Genomic DNA, 20,525 nt, shown 5'->3' on the forward strand with positions numbered 1-20,525 from the left:
TTTGCTTTAATGTAAGATTATCACAATTATTAATTCGTCAAAGCTTCTTCAGCATAAGCTTCCAATGGAGGACAAGAGCAAATTAATGTTCTGTCGCCATGTGTGTCGTTAACTCTTCCTACTGATGGCCAGAACTTACGTTCGGAAACGTAGGGCAGAGGAAAGGCTGCCTGTTCGCGACTATAATCTTTGCCCCATTCTGAGCTTGCTATTACAGCGGCAGTATGCGGAGCATTTTTTAATGGATTGTTCAATTTGTCCATGCTGCCATTTTCAATTGCTGCGATTTCGGATCTTATAGCAGTCATGGCATCACAAAAGCGATCCAATTCATGTTTAGGTTCCGACTCGGTAGGCTCTATCATTAAAGTCCCGGGAACCGGGAAGGAAACAGTAGGGGCATGAAAACCATAATCCATCAATCGCTTGGCAATATCAGTTACCTCTATGCCAAAGTTTTTAAATGCACGGCAATCCAAAATCATTTCGTGAGCGCAACGTCCGTTACTTCCTGCATATAAAATTGGATATTGTTGTTCTAATCTTGCTTTTATATAATTTGCATTCAATACAGCGTATCTCGTAGCGTTTGTTAAGCCTTCAGAACCCATCATTGCTATGTACGCGTGAGAGATTATCAGTATAGAAGCTGATCCCCAAGGGGCTGAAGAAACCGCATGAATAGATTTTTCATTACTGATATCCACAACCGGATGCCCTGGTAAGAAAGGCACAAGGTGTTTTGCAACTCCAATTGGTCCCATGCCCGGCCCGCCGCCGCCGTGCGGAATACAAAAGGTTTTATGAAGGTTAAGGTGACAAACGTCAGCGCCAATAGCAGCGGGGCTGGTTAAGCCAACCTGTGCATTCATATTTGCGCCATCCATATAAACCTGGCCGCCATTTTCATGGATGATATTGCAAACTTCAATAATGGATTCTTCAAAAACTCCATGAGTTGATGGATAAGTCACCATTAAGCAGGATAAATAATCCTTATGTTCTTCGGCTCTGGCTTTTAGGTCTGCTAAATCAATATTGCCGTTTACATCACATTTAACCACAATAACTTTCATTCCTGCCATGGCAGCAGAAGCCGGATTAGTTCCATGAGCAGACGCAGGTATCAAAGCAATATTTCGTTCGCCTTCACCCCGGCTTTGATGATATGCACGAATCACCATTAAACCGGCATATTCACCTTGGGCACCAGAGTTTGGCTGAAGGCTCATTGCTGCAAAGCCTGTGATTTCGCTCAGCCATCTGTTTAATTCATCAAAAAGCTGCATATAACCTCCCGTTTGATCCAAAGGTGCAAAGGGGTGGAGTTTACTGAATTCAGGCCAGGTAACAGGAATCATTTCAGTGGTAGCATTCAGTTTCATCGTGCATGAACCCAGCGGAATCATGGAATGACAAAGGGACAAATCTTTATTTTCTAATGATTTGATATAACGCAACATTTCGTGTTCTGAATGGTGCGTGTTGAAAACTGGGTGGGTCAGGAAATCAGAGCTGCGCAGTAGTTCCGGAGAAATTCTTGCTTCAAGAGAAGCTTTTAAAGTATCGATATTAATATCGTCAATACTTTTAGCTTTGACTCTGGCAAACACCCTGATAATGTTTAGTACATCTTCTAAATTTGTAGTTTCATCTAAGGAGATGGTGATTTTTGAGCCCGAGTAATGAAAATTCATCTCGTTGTTAATTGCTTGTCCGTGAATCGGATTCGCTAAATCGCCAAGATCTAATTTAATGGTGTCAAAGAAAGTTTTGTTTTCTTGTATATAGCCTAAAGTTTCAAGAGCCTCTGAAAGGAATATTGTTAATCCGTGAACCCGCTCAGCTATAGCTTTTAAACCATCTTTACCATGGTAAGCGGCATACATACCAGCCATAATTGCAAGCAGAGCCTGAGCTGTGCAAATATTTGAAGTTGCTTTATCGCGACGGATATGTTGTTCGCGGGTTTGAAGCGCCATTCTTAAAGCATAATTACCGGCGGAATCGATACTAACTCCAATTATGCGTCCGGGCATACTGCGTTTATATTCTTCCTTTGTAGCGAAATATGCGGCATGAGGACCCCCAAAGCCCATCGGAACACCAAAACGTTGCGTGGTGCCTACTACTATATCTGCCCCCCATTCTCCAGGAGGAGTTAATAATACAAGGCTGAGAATATCTGCGACTACTGTAAGTTTAATGCCTTTTTCGTGTGCCTTATTCGCAAAATCAGAATAATTGTAAACACTTCCTTCTGCAGCCGGGTACTGAACAATAGCACCAAACATATTGTCAGATAATTCAACTGTTTGATGATTACCGATTTGAAGTTCTATTCCGTAAGGAGCGGAACGGGTTTTCAATATGTCGATAGTTTGAGGGAAAAGTTCTTCGGATACGAAGAATGTTTTTGCCTGCTGATTTTTGCGTAAGCTGTATTGCATAAACATGGCTTCCGCGGCAGCAGTGCCTTCATCAAGTAATGAAGCATTGGCAATTTCCATTCCGGTTAAGTCGATAACCATAGTTTGGAAGTTCAAAAGAGCTTGTAAACGCCCCTGTGATATTTCCGCCTGGTATGGTGTGTATTGAGTGTACCATCCCGGATTCTCAAAAATATTTCTTAAAATAACAGGAGGAACAAGAGTGTCGTAATAACCCTGACCGATATATGATTTGTACACTTTGTTTTTAGAAGCGACAATTTTTAAACCGGTTAAATAATCGATTTCGCTTTTAGGAGACGGTAAGTTCAGCGCCTGTTTTAAACGGATCTTCTGAGGAACAGTTTGTTCTATTAATTCATCAAGAGTTGCAACTCCTATTGTTTGCAGCATTGCATCGGTGTCGGTATTATCGGGAGCAATGTGACGGGATTCGAACTTTTCCTGGAAATCTATATTTAAACTCATTGAAATTGAAGAATTTTGGGTAGCGCAAAGGTAAGAAAATAAGCCTTTTTGCCGAAGCGTGAGGGTAGTATGTGGAAAAAACTATATTTAGTTGACAATTATAAGTACGGGATTACGGTCTTATACCAAAAACTATATTTGGAATTAACTGCGAATCCTTTTATTGCTATAGACGCCGATTTTTTACAGTATCGGCAGAGTGGCATTGAAAAAAGATTCTAATTTTCGGATGGTTCTAAGAAGCATCTGAAAGTTGTTGTAAATACTTTTTGATAGTGTGCTCTAACCCGAGGTAAAGCGCGTCGCAAATTAGTGCATGGCCAATACTTACCTCCAGAAGGTTAGGGATATTAAGCGCGAAGTATTTAAGATTATGTAAATCCAAATCATGCCCTGCATTTAAGCCCAAACCCAATTGGTTTGCCACCGATGCGGCTTCAATATAAGGGGCGATAGCTTTTTCCCTATCCTGAAAATATTGATGTGCATAAGCCTCTGTATATAACTCTATTCTGTCTGTTCCGGTTGCAGCGGCTCCCTCAACCATTTTCGGGTCGGGGTCCACAAAAATAGAAACACGAATTCCGGCCTCTTTAAATTGAGCAATAATGTCCATTAAATATTCCTGGTGGGAGATAGTATCCCATCCATGATTAGAGGTAATTTGATTTAACGCGTCAGGAACGAGCGTTACCTGCGCTGGTTTATTGGCTAATACCAAATCAACAAATGCCTTTTCCTCGCAATTTCCCTCAATGTTAAATTCTGTTTTGATAACTGATTTTAAATCGTGAACATCCTGATAGCGAATGTGTCTTTCGTCTGGTCTGGGATGAACGGTTATACCCTGAGCACCAAATCTTTCACAGTCGAGCGCAGTTTTTACCAGATCAGGGTTATTGCCTCCACGTGAATTTCTGAGCGTTGCGATTTTATTGATGTTTACCGATAGCTTTGTCATTGGAAATGTTCAATAGTTAACTTGTGAGTCGGGGCTAATGAATTATTTTGAATATACTTTTTTGCTGGTATTTACCGGTTGAGGAACTTTAACATAATATCCCGTACCATCATAAGGTCGCTTCCGCGGATGATCCTTGCAGGTTTCACAGCAGCATCCGTCTAAATCCCAACCACAATTATCACATTGAGTAAAATGCTCATTGCATTCCGGATTCGCGCAGTTGATCATTTTAGCGGTAGTCTGCCCGCAATTATAGCACGTTGAAATAACTTTAGGATTTACTTTATTAACCTCAACAGCAACCCGGTTATCAAATACATAACACTGGCCTTCAAAATCTTTTCCTTCAGCTTCCTTTCCGTATTTAATTATTCCGCCGTGTAATTGATAAACGTCTTTAAAACCTTCGTGTAAAAGCAAGGCAGAAGCCTTTTCACATTTAATTCCACCAGTGCAATAGGTCAGGATTTTTTTATCTTTATACTGGGCCAGTTCATTTATTTTGGCAGGGAAATCACGAAAATTTTCAATGTCCAGGGTTATCGCATTTTTGAATTTACCTAATGAATGCTCGTAGTTTGAACGTACATCCAGAATAACCACATCATCCCTGTCTTTCATCTCTAAGAAATCCTTGGGTTCTAAATGAACACCTGTTTTCTTTTTAGGGTCAATAATATTAGGATCACGTAAACCGGAATACACAATTTCGGACTTGTATCGGCAATGCATTTTGATGAAGGATGGTTCCTCCACATCGTCAATCTTAAATTCTGTAGATGCAAAACGATGATCATTTTGAATGAAATCCATATAGGCCTTGCAAGATCCGACAGTTCCTGAAACGGTTCCGTTCAAACCTTCGTCGGCGACAATAATTCGGCCGACCAAGTCTAAAGATTTACAAAAATTTAAGTGATCTGTGGCAAATTGCTCCGCATTTTCTATCGTGGAGTAACAATAGTAAAGTAATGTCTGGTATCTTTTCATAATTCATTAATACTGCTGCAAACAGCGTGAAATGCGGTGCAAAGATATGACTTTTGATGATTTAACGGCTTTTGCTTTTTAACCTAAAAGCCATAAAATAAACGAAATGCCTTGTATGGCTGCCCCTTTTGCGTCCATGACCAACCAAAATCGGCCCTGACAATCAATCTTTGTAATCCAAAGTAAACTTCCCTGTAGTTGTTCATCGGTTGTGTTAGATAGGCTCCCCCAATTATTTCTTCAAGTTTTAGTTTTCTGATTAAGGGGATTTTCTTTAATAGCAATCCTACGAAATTATGTTCAAAATGAGCTTCAAAGTATTTGTCGTTCGTTGCGTGGGCATAATAGTCCAAAAAATGAAAATTCGGAAAAATAGGATTATATACCGCGGTCTGATTTCCCGTAAAGTGTTTGATGTCAGGATAAAATAACGAATTAGTGTTTATAAATTTTCCTGCAGACAAATAGAATGAGCTATAACCGTACAGGCCGGTTTTAACTTTGTCCTGGAACAGATCCGCAGAAATGAAATCATAATCTACTGCGGAGTTAAGAATATTTGGGATCCCTTTTCTATAGTTTAGTTTTATTGTCGGATATCTGGCGTTTTCATAAATTTTACCATCCGGTCTGGTGGTATAACGCTGTCCGTAAGTGTAGGATAGTTTTGCTTCTATGCTGAAAGCATTATTAACAGGAAAGATGTTTTCATCCATCTCCGGATTTAAGGGGTTATTAGATGTTAATATTTTAGCTGCATTATCAAAAATCGGTTTGTGTGATGCATTTCTTAAGGGGTATCTTCTTGCAATTTCTGTTCCTCCCGTTACCAGTAATCCATCTGTAATTTCACGCTGTGCACTTAACGCAAAAAAGTTTGCTTTATAAAGTTTCAGGAAGTTTTTGCCGTCAAATAGTGTTGTTAATGTATTATAGAATAAATTAATAGTACCCTTATTATTCAAATCGAGATAATCACTTCCGACGTTTAAAGTAAAGTTCTCATGATGTAAGGTGTCTCTCAGATAGTTTATTTCAATATTCGTATTAAATGTTTTACTGCTAAATCCGTATCGAAACCTTGGTTTTATATCAATAGAGCGTTTTAACGAAAAATCCTTTCGGTAATGCGGTTTTATATCGATTGCCCAACCCTCTACAGTATTGTAAAAAATGGTTCTGTTTATCGAATTGAAATGCCAGTAGCTATTTTTAGCATAATTGTGCAGTGTGTAACCACTAAACAGAAACTTAACAGGCCGGAATTTATTTCTCTCTTTTTGTAGTGAATCTAAAATCTCGGGAGAGGAGACTCTGGCTTCAGCAGTATCTTTAAGTCTGTAATTTATATCCTCTTCGAATGTAAGAGGAACGGGACGGTTTTTTACCCAGTAATAGTTATCCTTTTTATTTACATCTGCAGGCACCTTCATTATTTCATCTTTAAAGAAATTATCCGGAAAGGACGGATTAATGTAATAATTGCTGTACAAGCCGGTAAAATACCCTTCAAATTTAAAACCCAGAACCTTTCCCTTAAATTTAAACGTAATGTCTGAAGGCAGCCAATAAGTCTTTCCAACTTCAATAAAATTCTGACTGATTTTTAACGTGTCGACAAAATTAATGCGGGACTCTTCTGTAATCATTAAATCGACGCTATACAGTCGCCAGTCGCCTTCGACAAGATATATATGGCCGCTGAAAACAGGGTCGAAACGGTTTTTAGGGCTGATTTTTATTTTATAAATAGTGTGACCATTTTGGACACTGGATCCTTCAAGTTGAAAGCTGTAATAATCAAATGCATTGTCGGCAACCGGAGATACATAACTTTGGTTACCCAAAGGCCCCCATTGAAGAAGGTTGTCATAAAGATTTATCTGAAGATCTAAAGCACGGTTAAAGCTGAACCCTTCTTTGTCGCCGGCAATTTTGGAGGCTTCCATTACCTCTTTAACGTTTGGATAACTAAAGTAAAATTTGGATTTCGTTTCAGACTGGTATAAAATACCATGCCTATTAGAATCCAGGTTTAGTGCTTGTGCGACATCCTGGCCGAGAATCTTTTTGGGAGCTCCAACAAGTTTTTGAACTCCTTTAGTATACACATCACATATGTAGGAAGGTGTCGATCTTAAGACTATTCGCTTTGCTATAACTTTTCTTATCAGCCCATTTGCAGGATCTTCACGCTTTTTTACTGAGATTTTCACCTCATTCAAAACAAATCTTTCTTTTTCGAGAACCGCATTAACAATTACTCCTTTTTTTGCTTCGAACTGAATTTGCTCCTGCTTATACCCGACGAACCTGAAAACCATTATGTGTTTACCTGGCAAAAGAGCAATTTTATATTCTCCGTTTTGATTGGCCATGGTACTATTACTCCCGTTTTTTATAAATACAGAAGTAAAGGCTACCGGATTGCCCTCCGTGTCAGTGATTTTCCCCGTTACCATAATGGGCTCCTGAGCAAATGCTTTAGAAAGAAGAAATAGAAAAATAAATAGAGCTCTTTTTTTTAACATTAAATGGAACAGAACAGTATAAAAACGCAGGCTTTAATTGAATTGTTTATTTGTATATTAATATAACGTTTTTTATTTTAAAACAAGTATATATAAGATATGTGGGTTTCAGGATGACAATGGTTAATAAAAAAAATAAGTATTTGTTCTCTATTACTCACTAAGGGATGTAAGCAATCGTGTATTTTTATTATTTTCGCGCATATTCATCAGTTTTTGACAATTAGTTTAAGATATTGTCGGGTTTATCCAAAGATTTTCGAATAGTCTGGAGTATCAATTAGTACCATGCAGGAAAAAATAAATTCATATACAGGGGAGATAAGAAGCTTTCAGCCAAATAGTTCTGATGAACTTGAAGCTTTCAGGATACGGTTTTTAGGGTCTAAAGGTATTATTAAAGATATTTTTGATGAATTTAAATCTGTCTCTCCGGAAGAAAAACGAAGTTTAGGAAAAGTGCTGAATGAATTTAAAATTCTGGCAGAACAAACTTACCAGTCTTTTAAAGAGAATTTAGACTCTCAGGTTACAAACAAAGAGACAAACATAGATGCTTCACTTCATGGTGAAGGTTTTGAAATTGGTTCGCGTCATCCCCTATCGCTTGTAAGAAAGGAAATACTTGAAATTTTTAAAAAACTAGGGTTTACGGTTGCAGAAGGACCTGAAATTGAAGATGACTGGCATAATTTCTCTGCGTTGAATTTCCCCCCTGAACATCCAGCCCGCGATATGCAGGATACTTTTTTTATCAAAAAAGATGCTGAAAAAGGAGATATCGCCTTGCGTACTCATACATCATCGGTACAGGTAAGGATGATGGAAAATGGCAAGCCGCCATTCCGCGCTTTGATGCCGGGCAGAGTTTATCGTAATGAGGCTATTTCTGCACGCGCGCATTGCTTTTTTCACCAGGTTGAGGGCTTATATGTTGACGAAAATGTTTCATTTGCTGATTTAAAGCAAACCTTATTTTACTTTGTACAGGAGTTATTTGGTGAGGGAACAAAGGTGCGTTTCAGGCCTTCATATTTCCCTTTTACTGAGCCGTCCGCCGAAATGGACATTTCCTGCACTATTTGCAAAGGGGCGGGATGTACAATGTGTAAACACAGTGGTTGGGTAGAGATCCTTGGTTGTGGTATGGTTGATCCGAATGTGCTGGAAAATTGTGGAATTGACGGAGCAAAATTTACTGGTTTCGCATTCGGTATGGGAATAGAACGGATCACTAATTTAAAATATCAGATAAAGGATTTACGTTTATTCTCAGAGAACGACATTCGCTTTCTTAAGCAATTTCAGTCTGAATTAATCTGACCAATGAAAATAGGCCGCATTTTAATAAGTTTATTCTTTTTAACTTCATTGATTTCCTGTACCAAGGATGATGGCAACCGGATTCCGGAGGTGTATGTCCAGTATGATATTACTAAGCTGGAGTTTGATCAAAATAACACAAACGGTGTTTTATTAGTAAGCGGGCACGGTGTCGCCGGCTTAATAATTTATAGGACGTCCAATAATACGTATAAGGCATATGATAGATGCAGCTCGGTTGAGCCCGAGAAGAAATGTGCTGTAATAGCTGATGAGAGTTTTACAGTGACTGACCCTTGTAGTGGAGCTAAATATTTTCTGATGGATGGTTCACCCGCAAAGTCGCCTGCAGTTAGGTCATTAAAAGAATACCGGGTACAAACTACATCTTTTCAGATAATGGTAACCAATGATTATGGAAATTGACAAGATAAAGGAAAGTATTTTAAAAGCTGCCCAGGATCTTTTCAGAAAATATGGTTATCATAAAACCAGCGTTAATGAAATTGCCAAGAGAGCCAAAATAGCTAAGGCGACCCTTTACAAATATTTCGAAAGTAAAGAAGTATTACTACATTTTATTTTGATGGATTTTATCAGAATAAGCGTAAACGAGATCATTGAAAAAGGCGCCGAAGAGACTGATAAAGAAGCATACCTCAGCAATCTGATTCTGGAGACAAGCCGGCTTTCATATACCATTTGTAATGAATTTATCGGTTGGGACTTTATTCGTGAGTCTACAAATGCCCAGGGATTTTTGAAGCTTTTATCTGATGATTTAGAAGTGTTTCTTATCCAATCGTACCGTGAAACTCATCTTTTTAAGGGGGATGAGCATTACGCTGAGAAGTTGCGTTTCCTTATTAAATCGAGTAAGGCTATCGTCTTTTCATTTGCATTTACATCAGTAAGCGATTCAGACGTACGAAAGCATTTTGTCAGTTTTCAAAAAGAGATTTTGCCATATCTGGTAAAAGCGGCTATTTAATATCTCGGACAGGCTCAATACTATTTGACGCAGACAGCCTTTCAAACGCTGTCTGCGTTGCTCAAACTTTATATACTTCTAATACTTCCCGTACAATTTATTTATTTTTGCCCCCCACATGAAAAGAATTCCCGCAGAGAAGAAGCGTATTGAAAACATCCTGGTAACGGATATTGCAGAAGGTGGTAAAGGTGTCGGCAAATCTGAAGACCTGGTTCTTTTTATTGAAAAGGCTGTTCCCGGCGATATTGTAGATGTTGAGCTGTATAAAAAGAAAAAGAATTTTGCTGAAGCGAAAGTTACTGCCCTGATTAAACCATCAGAGTACAGAACAGAACCTTTTTGCCCTCACTTTGGCGTTTGTGGCGGCTGTAAATGGCAACACATGACCTATGATGCTCAGCTCCAATTCAAACAAAAAAGTGTGTTCGATGCCCTCGAGAGATTAGCAAAGGTCGATATATCTTCTGCAGAGCCGATTTTGGCTTCGTTTGAAACCCGTTATTACCGCAATAAGCTGGAGTTTACATTCTCGAATAAACGCTGGCTAACCGACGGAGATATGGCGGATGAGCAGGAAGGAAGAGAAATGAATGCTTTAGGTTTTCATGTGCCTTTGCGTTTTGATAAAATTCTGGATATCGATGTATGTTATCTTCAGACTGATCCATCAAATGAGATCAGAAATGCCATAAAAGATTTCGCTTTACAAGAGAGAATTAGCTTTTATGATCTAAGGAATCATGAAGGTGCTTTACGAAATCTGATTATCAGAACTTCCACAACCGGAGAGTTAATGGTGATTGTAATATTTGCATATGTTTCAGAAGAAGACGTGCAGAAAACCATGGCTTTTGTTAGGGATCGTTTCCCTCAAATAACTTCTTTACTTTACATCATAAATCAAAAGCGAAACGATACAATATTCGACCAGGATATCCACGTGTTTAACGGACGTGATTTTATTTTTGAACAAATGCCGGATATGGCCGGTAATGAAGATCTTAAATTCAAGATTGGTCCGAAGTCTTTCTATCAGACTAATTCCTTGCAGGCTCATCAGTTATATTTAATTACCCGTGAATTTGCGACCTTTAAGGGCGATGAATTGGTTTATGATTTATATACAGGTGCTGGTACAATTGCAAATTTCGTTGCCAGACATGTTAAAGAAGTTATTGGTGTAGAATACGTTCCAACTGCCATTGAGGATGCTGAAATTAATTCGGGCCTTAATTCTATTGATAATACAAAGTTTTTTGCAGGAGATATGAAAGATGTTCTAACCCCTGATTTTGTTTTGGAACACGGAAAGCCGGATGTGATCATAACCGATCCGCCAAGAGCGGGTATGCATGCGGATGTTGTTGCAAGAATTCTTGAAATTGAGGCCCCCAAGGTTGTCTATGTAAGCTGTAATGCTGCAACCCAGGCCAGAGATATTGCGTTGTTGAAAGAGAAATATACTGTAACACGGATCCGTCCGGTAGATATGTTCCCGCATACACAACATGTTGAGAACGTGGTTTTATTGGAATTGGAAAACCCTTCAGAATAAAGAGAAATGGAAATTAAAGATCTTATCAATCAGCCGGAAGGTGAGGGGGCAGAACCTCAAAAAAATAGCCCGCTTAAAAGCCTCGAAGCAGATTTGAAACTTTATAGTGATTCGATCAAGGAGATATCAACCGAGATACTGGTTGAAGGTTTGTCGGAATACCCGATTTTCGTGGCACACCAGCATGAAGTGGCTTTAGGCGAGCTTATTCTTGATAGAAATGAGTTAAATACCTCCTGGTCCGTTCAGGCATCTATGCTTGAAGAATTTATTGAAAAAGGCGTCATTCACAAGGATAAAAAGGATCGTTTTATAAAGCAATATAAAAACCCTAACGAGTTTATGTGTTTATTCGTAATTGTACCTGAAGGGGCGAACTTTGTGTTTTATCCTTATATTTAAAATCTATAACGCTTGCGGCAAAATTAATCTAAAGAATGTCTGATAAAAAAATTCTGATCCTTGATAAAAAGCAGATTCAGCAGAAAGTAACCCGGATGGCTTACCAGATATGGGAAGACAACCTCGATGAAACAGAGCTTGTAATTGCAGGTATCATTGACTGTGGTTATGCCCTTGCTGAGCGCTTACAAAAAGAACTCGAAAGAATTTCCGGAATCAAAGTAGTTCTGATGAGAATTTCTTTAGATAAGAATATTTCGCATTTGCAGGCTTTTAGCGATGTGCCTATTGAAGATTGTGCCAATAAAGTTGTGGTCCTTACCGATGATGTATTAAATAGCGGCAGAACTCTGGCCTATGGTTTGGGCGTATTTTTAAATATTCCTTTAAAAAAGCTCAGAACAGCAGTTCTTGTAAATCGCAGCCATCGGATATTTCCGGTTTCGCCAGATTTTACAGGACTCGACCTGGCTACAGTTATTAAGGAACACGTGGATGTGGTATTAAATGAATCGGGAGAGGACGCAGTTTATTTAAGATAATTTGCTTTTTTAAGAATTTCTATAACCTTTTCCGGAGTTTGATCAAAGCCTTTTACAATTACTTCTGCCTGCGTATAAAACTTTTCACGTAGCTGTAACTTTTCAGCAATAAATTGTTCAAGCTTATCTCCTTTCAGATTTTGAAGCACAGGTCGCTGTTCAGTAGCGCTTTCTAATCTCTTAGCCAAAGCATTTGGGGATAGCGAAAGATAGATGGTGGTGCCATTTTCATTCATCCATTGTAAGTTATCATAGAAGCAGGGAGCTCCGCCGCCAGTGGCGATAATGGTGTTTTCCGGAAGCTCAAGAGTTTTCAAAATTGAGCTTTCAAGTTCCCTGAAAGAGTCTTCACCATTCTTCTGAAAATATTCTGAAATAGACATGTTAATTTGGTTCTCAATTACCTTATCTATATCAATAAACGTGTAGCCTAATTTTAAAGCAAGCTTTTTACCTAAAGTGCTTTTGCCGGAACCCATAAACCCGATTAAAAATATTTTCATAACAGGTTTTCCCGCTTTAAAGTAATGAAATCGGTAACCGGTGGCTGTATGCCATTTAGCCTGAAGTTCATTGCAATTTGAGCCCGGTGGTAGGTTGAATGATTAACTAAATGAAATAGTATGTCCGAAATTTTACTTTCAAAATAACCGCCTTCAGTGTTAGAGTATTTTACTATTCTCTCCAGATCTGTATCCAGAAGGGCATATAGATTCTCAATATTTTCGGTATGCAGAGACTGAAAAGATTGCTTCGTATGTATTTGAAAGCGCTGGTAGAAGGGCAACGTTCCTTTGATCCTGCAAGTCCAGATATGTTGAGCATTCAGAACATGACTGAATAAAAATTCAGCCTCCGGAAGGTTCTTTTTAGAGCTTGAAAAAGTGCTTATGATTCTTGCATCAGACACTTCAGTATACTTTATAAATTCTTTAAACATTCTGATTATTTGTTGCTGAAATACTTTTCTTCCAATTCCTGATAGGAGGGGAGGGCGTGAAAATGCCATTTATTTATAACAACGCCATCTTTAAGCAAGAGTAATCCGGGATTAGATCTTACCATACTTTTTAATGGAACTCCATCAGCATTGAAAACCTCCATCACCAATTTATTTTGCTTTTTAAAGACTTCCATGGTCTCGGGCGAGGCAGCAGTTAGCAATACACTGCGGGTATTATAGTTTTCCGCACAATTAATAGCTAAAGCATTTAAGTCACCTATTGCATTCACATTTGTTTTGCTTAGGTTTTCGGCAACAATTACCAGGTTATAATAAGGATTTTCAATTATTTCTGCAGTGTAATCCGTACCCTGACTATCAACAATTTTTAGATCTTTTATTTTAGGTTCAAAGCCCTTCTTTACAAGTTTGGTTGCGGGTGTGCCTTTTATCTCCCAATTAGCATCTTTCCATATTTCAGTCTTTAAATATTCCTTGTCGGTCATCTCTTTTGTTTCTCCGGACTTTTTATTTTTTAAATTGTAAGTGACTTCATATTCATCCAGTGGAGCGCCAGCAGGAATTTTCATGTTTTCGGGCAGGTTAGCGCCCTTATGATAAGGAAGGAAATCTTTTACAGGAAGAAAGTTGTATGTGTACAAGCCAAAGCCCAGGGCCAAAACAGAAATTAGAGGAAGAGCTCTGTTCTCGGTGACTTTAGAGCTGAAAACAGGCCTGATTGTGTCTTTGTTCAGATAAATTATGACGATGAAAAACAAAAGGATGAGGTCTTTTGTGAAAGATTGCCATGGCGTTAAAGGAATTGCATCTCCAAAGCATCCACAGCTTCTGACAACATCAAATGCAGCAGAATAAAACGTTAAAAAGGTGAAGAAAATAATCAACACCAGGAGGCCTATACTTGTCTGCCGCGCCCGTATTCCTAATAAAAGTGCAGCCCCAAGGATGATCTCTAAGGTGCAAATAATTATCGCAATGGCTACTGCGAAGTTATTTAAGAAGCTTATATGAAATACTTCAAAGTACTCTTCGAGTTTATATCCAAATCCAAGGGGGTCATTGGCTTTAATTAATCCGGAAAAGATGAAAAGTATACCAACAAATACTCTTGAAAAATTTACTAGAGATTTCTTCATTACTTAACTCCAAGTTTAATTAAGGCAAATGCAGCATAATTGAGCATGTCCTGATAGTTAGCTTTAACTCCTTCCGAAGCAAGTGTTTGGCCCCGGTTATCTTCAATTTGTTTTACACGAAGGATTTTCATTAATATCAAATCTGTTAAAGAGCTGATGCGCATATCCCGCCATGCTTCGCCATAATCGTGATTTTTTGCAAACATCAATTCTTTAGTTTCATTCGCTTTGTTACTGAATTCGATTTCAACTTGTTCTAAAGGAAGCTCAAAAGGTGCGTTATTATTAAGCTCTAATTGCATCATTGCAATGATGCAGTAGTTAATAATCCCGATATACTCAGAAATAATATCTTCCCCAACTTTAGAGATTTTTTTTTCCTCCAGGGTGCGGATGCGCTGAGCTTTTATGAAAATCTGGTCTGTTATTGAGCCCGGGCGAAGAATACGCCATGCTGTCCCGTAATCTTTAGTTTTTTTTATGAAGAGGTCTTTGCAAATTTTTATAACCGCATCGTATTCTTCTGCTGTATTATTGATCAAAGCTTAAATTATTTGATTGTAAGATGAATAAAGCTGTATTTTGCCTTTTAAATGGCGGATAAAAATACAGAATTTCATCAGAATAATTTGTCTTTTAGAATTGATGCTTCAACAGGGTTTGAAAAGAAAACTCTGAATGTTGGAGGGCGGTTAATAGACTTTGAAACTCCAAAAGTGATGGGGATTTTAAACATAACTCCGGATTCTTTTTTCGATGGAAGTCGCATGACCTCTGTTGACCACGTTCTGCAAACGGCCGAAAAAATGTTATCGGAAGGGGCTTGTTTTCTGGATATCGGCGCTTATTCGTCGCGACCTGGAGCGGCCGATATTTCTGAGAGCGAAGAGATGAACCGGCTGCTCCCAGCATTAAGGGCAATAGCCAAAGAGTTTCCACAAGCGATTTTATCTGCAGATACGTTCCGGGCCAAAATTGCTGAAGCTGCAGTTTCAGAAGGAGCACATATTGTAAATGATATTTCGGCAGGGGAGTTAGATAAAAAGATGATAGAAACAGTCTCACGATTAAAAGTTCCATACATTTTTATGCATATGAAAGGAACTCCTCAAACAATGAAACAATTGGCCGAATATGATGATGTTGTTACTGATGTTGCCCGATATCTTTTCGGTAAAATTCAACAGATAAAAGAAGCCGGAATTAACGATTACATACTCGACCCGGGATTTGGCTTCGCCAAAACTATTGATCATAATTATGCGCTATTGAGTAAATTTGAGTTGTTTAAAACACTTGGCGGACTGGTATTGGCAGGTTTATCGCGGAAGTCAATGATTTGGAAGGTGCTCGATATTGATAACAGAGATGCATTAAATGGTACCACGGTTTTAAATACAATTGCGTTGATGAAGGGCGCTGATATTTTGCGGGTTCATGATGTAAAACCTGCGGTTGAAGCGGTCATTTTAACTCAGAAAATGCTTCGTGAGAATATTAAAAGGCATCCAATAAAATTGGTTAATAAATCATTATAAATTGTTATTTTCAACGCATGGAGGGGTTTGATATTAGTTTCCTGCATTTAAGGCTTTTAGATTTAGTCGATATCCTTTGTGTAGCTATTATTATTTATTACATCTATAATTTGCTTCGCGGCACAATTGCGTTGAATATCCTCCTCGGACTGGTAATAATTTATCTTTTTTTTATCGCCGTTAAACAGCTGGAAATGCGCTTATTAACTCAGATTATGGGCGGTTTCGTAAGCGTAGGAGTCCTGGCGTTAATAATAGTATTTCAGCAGGAGATTAGGCGTTTTTTATTATTGATAGGTAAGAATGCCTCTTTGCAGCAAACCAAAATCTGGAAGAATTTTTTTCTCGGTAAAAAGGAATTAGAGAAAGCAAATTTCATATATATCAGGCCTGTTATTGAGGCATGTAAAAGTATGAAGAGCAGCAAAACCGGCGCATTGATTGTTTTTGCCAAATATTTTGACGAGCAATACTTTCAAAATAGCGGTGAGACTCTGAACGCTGCCATTTCGAAGCGGTTACTGGAAAGTATCTTTCAAAAATATAGTCCATTGCATGACGGGGCCGTTGTAATATCAGAAGGACGTATAAAATCGGCAAGTTCTATTCTCCCTTTAACAGATAATGAAAAGCTTCCGCCACAATTTGGCTTGCGTCACAGAGCTGGAATCGGGATATCAGAAATGAGCGATGCAGTGGCTGTTATTATTTCGGAAGAAACGGGGGAAATATCTTATGCCCGGCAGGGGAGAGTTAGAATGAATGTTTCCCTGATTGATTTGGAAAGGTTGCTTAATAAAGATATTTGAGAAAATAGAAGCAAGAGTTAAGAATCAAGAGACAGGGAATAAAGATGGAAAAAAAAGAGGCTAAATCTCATGATTCAGCCCCTCCCTAATCTGTGTAATTACTTTTTAACAATACTGTTCAAAAGCGCCAATCAGATTATCAGCAATCATTTGTGCAGGTCTGCCTTCTATCTGATGACGTTCAATAATATGAACCAGCTTGCCATCTTTAAATAAAGCCATAGACGGAGATGACGGAGGATAAGGCAGCATATGACTTCTGGCCTGATCAACAGCTGCTTTTTCTACACCTGCAAAAACTGTTATTAGTTTTCCAGGATGTTTAGGGTGTTGTGAGGCGATTTTTGCCGCAGGGCGTGCATTTGCAGCTGCGCATCCGCAAACCGAATTTACCACAACAAAAACGGTTCCTTCACCTGCAATCGCAGCATCTACTTCTTCTGCAGTTTTTAAATCTTCAAAGCCAACTTTGGTTAGATCTTCCCGCATTGGGGCAACTAAATATTCTGGATACATTTTCTTTTTATTTACGGATTATTGAATTGAATAACGATTAATATACGGTGCAAAAATAATGCTAACGCAGCAAAGGTAAAAATTAGCATATCAATACTTTGTCACATTTATTTGTTGGATGTCTTAAGTTTATAAATGTTTGATATTCATTGGCGGATGGTGTACTTTTGTAAACATTTAAAAAAAACAAACTATGTCATCAGTAGAGACAACTTACATTCCTTACAAAGTAAAGGATATTTCCCTGGCAGAATGGGGTCGCAAAGAAATCGGACTTGCAGAGGCAGAAATGCCCGGCTTAATGGCTCTTCGCGAAGAGTTTGGCGCGGCACAGCCTCTTAAAGGTGCTCGTATCGCAGGATGCCTGCACATGACTATTCAAACTGCTGTACTTATTGAAACACTTGTTGCTTTGGGCGCTGAAGTTACCTGGTCATCTTGTAACATTTTTTCAACTCAGGATCACGCAGCTGCTGCAATTGCTGCTGCAGGTATTCAGGTTTATGCCTGGAAAGGTCTGAATGAAGAAGAGTTTGACTGGTGTATAGAACAAACTTTATTCTTTGGCGAGGATCGCAAACCATTAAACATGATCTTGGATGATGGTGGTGATTTAACCAATATGGTATTCGACAGGTTCCCTGAACTTATCGCAGAAATCAAAGGTTTATCAGAAGAAACGACAACCGGAGTTCACCGTTTATACGAGCGTATGAAAAACGGAACATTGCATTTACCTGCAATTAACGTTAACGATTCGGTTACTAAATCAAAATTCGATAATAAATACGGTTGCCGCGAGTCCTTAGTTGACGCCATTCGTCGTGCTACTGATATCATGATGGCTGGTAAAGTTGCCGTTGTCTGCGGTTATGGTGATGTAGGAAAAGGTTCTGCAGAATCATTGAGCTCTCAAGGTGTACGTGTAATCGTTACTGAAATCGATCCTATCTGCGCTTTACAGGCAGCAATGGAAGGTTATGAGGTGAAGAAATTCGCAACTGCAGTTTTAGAAGCTGATATCATTGTTACTACAACGGGAAACTGCGATATCGTTCGTGCTGAACATTTCAAAGTAATGAAAGACAAAGCTATCGTATGTAATATCGGTCACTTTGATAATGAAATCGATATGGCCTGGTTAAATACTAATTACGGACATTCAAAAATCGAAATCAAACCTCAGGTTGATAAATATACAATCGATGGTAAAGATATCATTGTATTAGCAGAAGGTCGTTTGGTAAACCTTGGTTGCGCAACTGGTCACCCGTCATTTGTAATGTCTAACTCGTTTACTAACCAAACTTTAGCGCAATTGGAGCTTTGGATGAATCCCGGTAAATACGAGAATAAAGTTTATACGCTTCCTAAGCATTTAGATGAGAAAGTTGCCCGTTTACATCTTGCAAAAATTGGTGTAGAACTTGATGTACTTGATCAGCATCAGGCTGATTATATCGGTGTAAATGTCGAAGGTCCTTTTAAACCAGAAGCTTACAGATATTAAGATTTTGCCTCGGCAATAAGTTAGGCCTATAAAGTTTTAAAGCTTTATAGGCCTTTTTATTTAGAGCCTTTTCATACCAATAATATTAAGCTAAAAGACTTATTGGTCCGCGTTAGGCTTTTTAATATTCTTCAGATTGAATTTTGGCTTATAAGCTGGCTTGGGTTTTTCGTCCTGACTTGTGTCGTCAGTCCCCCTCAAGTCTATATTATTATCCTGTATTTCCTGTTCGGGAGTTTTTTGGTCAGTAGAAGAAGAAATCTTCCTTTCGATACCTGGTTCCACAAAAGGTACAGTGAAATCTTCAGATTCTGGTATTTCTTTTTTTATTGAACCAGCACTTTCCTCTTCTGCAGAAGAGGGATTTTTAGTGTTTTTAAGCCTGAACTTAGGTTTATATCCTTCCTTGGCAAGTTCTTGTTGGTCTCCCTTATTAATAGTTGAAGTTTCAGATGGCTTTGAGAGGTCTGGAGGGCTGCCTGTTTTATTAGAATCACTCGCATTTTCTTCAGATGCAGGTTTGACATTTACAGGCTTAAAACCTGGTTTTTTTATCGGTGGGCTTTCAGTTTTGGCGTCTTCACCCTCTGCCGGAGATTGTTTTACAGGAATATTTCTGGGCCTAAAAGCCGGTTTTGTTATAGGTGGAATATTCTCTGAATTTTCTTGCGGAGCATTCTGGCCCTCTTCAGATTCCTTAACGGGGATGTTTCTTGATCTGAAGGCAGGTTTAGCAGCCGGTTTTGTTTCTAGGGCCTCTTCGGAAGGCTCCGTTTTGCTGATGTTTGCACTTTTAAACCGTGGTGTGAAGGGCCTTTGTTCGATGGTAGGAGAGCTTAAAGGTTCCGCCTGTGCGGCAATAGCTTCTTCAACCTTCGGAATTGCTTTTTCAGGATGAGCCAGATGATAAAGTCCTCGTAACTTATTAAACCAGAATTTCTTTGTGTGGTCAAAACTCTTTTCACCCATTGCGGCAAAATGGCTTTTGAATTCGCTATAAAGCACCGGTTCAGCTTTTTCAAGCTGAACCAGGTCTATTCTTTTCTTTGTGAAAAATTCTTCAAAGGTCATTATTGCATATTATTTTCATCGTAAATCAGCTATTCCGCCATGTTATGATAAACTGCCTGCACGTCATCGTCTTCTTCTAATTTATCAATTAACTTGAAAACATCAGCAGCCTGCTCTTCGGTAACATCGGTATGGGAAAGCGCAATTCTTTCTAATTTAGCACTTTTCATTTCAAATCCTTTTTCTTCTAATGCTTTTTGCATTTTCCCGAAATCTTCGAATGCTGTATGGATTACGCCGATATCATTTCCTTCTTCATCCGCCTCAATGTAAAGATCTTCTAATCCTGCATCGATCAGTTCGAACTCTAATTCTTCTATATCGAGATCTTCAGGAGGAGTGAATCTGAAAACTGCTTTGCGGTTAAAAATGAAATCAAGAGAGCCGGTTTTACCTAAAGTTCCGCCAGTTTTATTAAAGTAACTGCGCACGTTGGCCACTGTTCTGTTCGTATTGTCGGTAGCTGTTTCAATTAAGACGGCAACACCATGCTGTGCATATCCTTCGTAAACAATTTCCTCATAATTCGAATCGTCTTTGTTTGAAGCTCTTTTTATCGCCGCATCCACACGATCCTTGGGCATATTTACTGCCTTGGAATTTTGAATAGCGGTGCGTAAGCGTGAGTTTGTTTCGGGGTTTGGTCCGCCCGATTTTACAGCCATTACAATTTCTTTCCCTAAGCGGGTGAACTGCACTGCCATTTTGGCCCAGCGCTTAAATTTTCTTTCTTTACGGAATTCGAATGCTCTTCCCATTTAT

General features: G+C 38.8%; 20 protein-coding genes. 9 read left to right on the forward strand and 11 right to left on the reverse strand.

Going from position 1 to position 20,525, the window contains the following annotated elements; genetic code table 11:
• Nucleotides 1-29: 29 nt before the first annotated feature.
• From gcvP to WG906_RS16760, 4 genes are all read right to left on the reverse strand, one after another.
• Complete coding sequence (gene gcvP / locus WG906_RS16745) at nt 30-2,918, reverse strand: aminomethyl-transferring glycine dehydrogenase (RefSeq protein WP_339993991.1); 2,889 nt, start codon at nt 2,916-2,918, stop codon at nt 30-32.
• 235 nt (nt 2,919-3,153) lie between these two features.
• The gene (locus WG906_RS16750; protein WP_339993992.1) at nt 3,154-3,879 is read right to left on the reverse strand and encodes a pyridoxine 5'-phosphate synthase; all 726 of its coding nucleotides are present in this window, start codon (nt 3,877-3,879) and stop codon (nt 3,154-3,156) included.
• 42 nt (nt 3,880-3,921) lie between these two features.
• The gene (gene trhO, locus WG906_RS16755) at nt 3,922-4,872 is read right to left on the reverse strand and encodes an oxygen-dependent tRNA uridine(34) hydroxylase TrhO (RefSeq protein ID WP_339993993.1); all 951 of its coding nucleotides are present in this window, start codon (nt 4,870-4,872) and stop codon (nt 3,922-3,924) included.
• A gap of 83 nt (nt 4,873-4,955) precedes the next feature.
• Nucleotides 4,956-7,403: a DUF5686 and carboxypeptidase regulatory-like domain-containing protein gene (locus WG906_RS16760; RefSeq protein WP_339993994.1), complete on the reverse strand. Its 2,448-nt coding sequence runs from the start codon at nt 7,401-7,403 to the stop codon at nt 4,956-4,958.
• Nucleotides 7,404-7,691: 288 nt separating this feature from the next.
• Here WG906_RS16760 and pheS point away from each other — a divergent pair, with 288 nt between their 5' ends.
• From pheS to WG906_RS16790, 6 genes are all read left to right on the forward strand, one after another.
• A complete protein-coding gene (pheS, locus tag WG906_RS16765; protein ID WP_339993995.1) occupies nt 7,692-8,726 on the forward strand; it encodes a phenylalanine--tRNA ligase subunit alpha in 1,035 nt (344 codons plus the stop codon).
• Between the two features lie 3 nt (nt 8,727-8,729).
• Nucleotides 8,730-9,152, forward strand: a complete 423-nt coding sequence (locus WG906_RS16770; protein ID WP_339993996.1) for a Rieske (2Fe-2S) protein — start codon at nt 8,730-8,732, stop codon at nt 9,150-9,152.
• Nucleotides 9,142-9,717 carry a TetR/AcrR family transcriptional regulator gene (locus tag WG906_RS16775; RefSeq protein ID WP_339993997.1) on the forward strand — a complete coding sequence of 192 codons (576 nt, stop codon included), beginning with the start codon at nt 9,142-9,144 and terminating at the stop codon, nt 9,715-9,717. The genes WG906_RS16770 and WG906_RS16775 overlap by 11 nt, the downstream gene beginning before the upstream one ends.
• 118 nt (nt 9,718-9,835) lie before the next feature.
• A complete protein-coding gene (gene rlmD / locus WG906_RS16780) occupies nt 9,836-11,275 on the forward strand; it encodes a 23S rRNA (uracil(1939)-C(5))-methyltransferase RlmD (protein WP_339993998.1) in 1,440 nt (479 codons plus the stop codon).
• Between the two features lie 6 nt (nt 11,276-11,281).
• Entirely contained in the window at nt 11,282-11,677 is a 396-nt protein-coding gene (locus tag WG906_RS16785) for a hypothetical protein (protein ID WP_339993999.1), read from the forward strand.
• A 35-nt stretch (nt 11,678-11,712) separates the two neighbouring features.
• On the forward strand, nt 11,713-12,219 hold the full coding sequence (locus tag WG906_RS16790) for a phosphoribosyltransferase family protein (protein WP_339994000.1): 507 nt from the start codon (nt 11,713-11,715) through the stop codon (nt 12,217-12,219).
• Here WG906_RS16790 and WG906_RS16795 read toward each other — a convergent pair.
• The 4 genes from WG906_RS16795 to WG906_RS16810 are packed head-to-tail and all read right to left on the reverse strand — an operon-like array spanning nt 12,207 to nt 14,861.
• The gene (locus tag WG906_RS16795) at nt 12,207-12,722 is read right to left on the reverse strand and encodes a shikimate kinase (RefSeq protein WP_339994001.1); all 516 of its coding nucleotides are present in this window, start codon (nt 12,720-12,722) and stop codon (nt 12,207-12,209) included. The genes WG906_RS16790 and WG906_RS16795 overlap by 13 nt on opposite strands.
• The gene (locus WG906_RS16800) at nt 12,719-13,228 is read right to left on the reverse strand and encodes a DinB family protein (RefSeq protein ID WP_339994002.1); all 510 of its coding nucleotides are present in this window, start codon (nt 13,226-13,228) and stop codon (nt 12,719-12,721) included. The genes WG906_RS16795 and WG906_RS16800 overlap by 4 nt, the downstream gene beginning before the upstream one ends.
• Nucleotides 13,165-14,319 carry a BT_3928 family protein gene (locus WG906_RS16805; protein ID WP_339994003.1) on the reverse strand — a complete coding sequence of 385 codons (1,155 nt, stop codon included), beginning with the start codon at nt 14,317-14,319 and terminating at the stop codon, nt 13,165-13,167. The genes WG906_RS16800 and WG906_RS16805 overlap by 64 nt, the downstream gene beginning before the upstream one ends.
• Entirely contained in the window at nt 14,319-14,861 is a 543-nt protein-coding gene (locus tag WG906_RS16810; RefSeq protein WP_339994004.1) for a DUF1599 domain-containing protein, read from the reverse strand. The genes WG906_RS16805 and WG906_RS16810 overlap by 1 nt, the downstream gene beginning before the upstream one ends.
• A 51-nt stretch (nt 14,862-14,912) precedes the next feature.
• On the opposite strand from WG906_RS16810, the gene folP reads away from it, so the two are divergent.
• Together folP and cdaA are read left to right on the forward strand one after the other, a co-directional pair.
• Nucleotides 14,913-15,857, forward strand: coding sequence for a dihydropteroate synthase (folP, locus tag WG906_RS16815; protein WP_339994005.1), 945 nt, complete (start codon nt 14,913-14,915; stop codon nt 15,855-15,857).
• 17 nt (nt 15,858-15,874) lie between these two features.
• Complete coding sequence (gene cdaA, locus WG906_RS16820) at nt 15,875-16,666, forward strand: diadenylate cyclase CdaA (RefSeq protein ID WP_339994006.1); 792 nt, start codon at nt 15,875-15,877, stop codon at nt 16,664-16,666.
• 105 nt (nt 16,667-16,771) lie between these two features.
• Here the strand turns inward: cdaA and WG906_RS16825 are convergent, their stop codons facing one another.
• Nucleotides 16,772-17,182: a BrxA/BrxB family bacilliredoxin gene (locus WG906_RS16825; RefSeq protein WP_339994007.1), complete on the reverse strand. Its 411-nt coding sequence runs from the start codon at nt 17,180-17,182 to the stop codon at nt 16,772-16,774.
• A gap of 193 nt (nt 17,183-17,375) precedes the next feature.
• On the opposite strand from WG906_RS16825, the gene ahcY reads away from it, so the two are divergent.
• Complete coding sequence (gene ahcY / locus WG906_RS16830; RefSeq protein WP_339994008.1) at nt 17,376-18,692, forward strand: adenosylhomocysteinase; 1,317 nt, start codon at nt 17,376-17,378, stop codon at nt 18,690-18,692.
• Nucleotides 18,693-18,791: 99 nt separating this feature from the next.
• On the opposite strand, the gene WG906_RS16835 is transcribed toward ahcY, so the two are convergent.
• Nucleotides 18,792-19,763, reverse strand: a complete 972-nt coding sequence (locus WG906_RS16835) for a hypothetical protein (protein WP_339994009.1) — start codon at nt 19,761-19,763, stop codon at nt 18,792-18,794.
• A 29-nt stretch (nt 19,764-19,792) separates the two neighbouring features.
• On the reverse strand, nt 19,793-20,521 hold the full coding sequence (locus WG906_RS16840; RefSeq protein WP_339994010.1) for a YebC/PmpR family DNA-binding transcriptional regulator: 729 nt from the start codon (nt 20,519-20,521) through the stop codon (nt 19,793-19,795).
• Nucleotides 20,522-20,525 lie beyond the last annotated feature (4 nt).

Origin of the sequence: Pedobacter superstes (assembly GCF_037622515.1) — a bacterium.
Taxonomy (GTDB): Bacteria; Bacteroidota; Bacteroidia; order Sphingobacteriales; family Sphingobacteriaceae; genus Paradesertivirga; species Paradesertivirga superstes.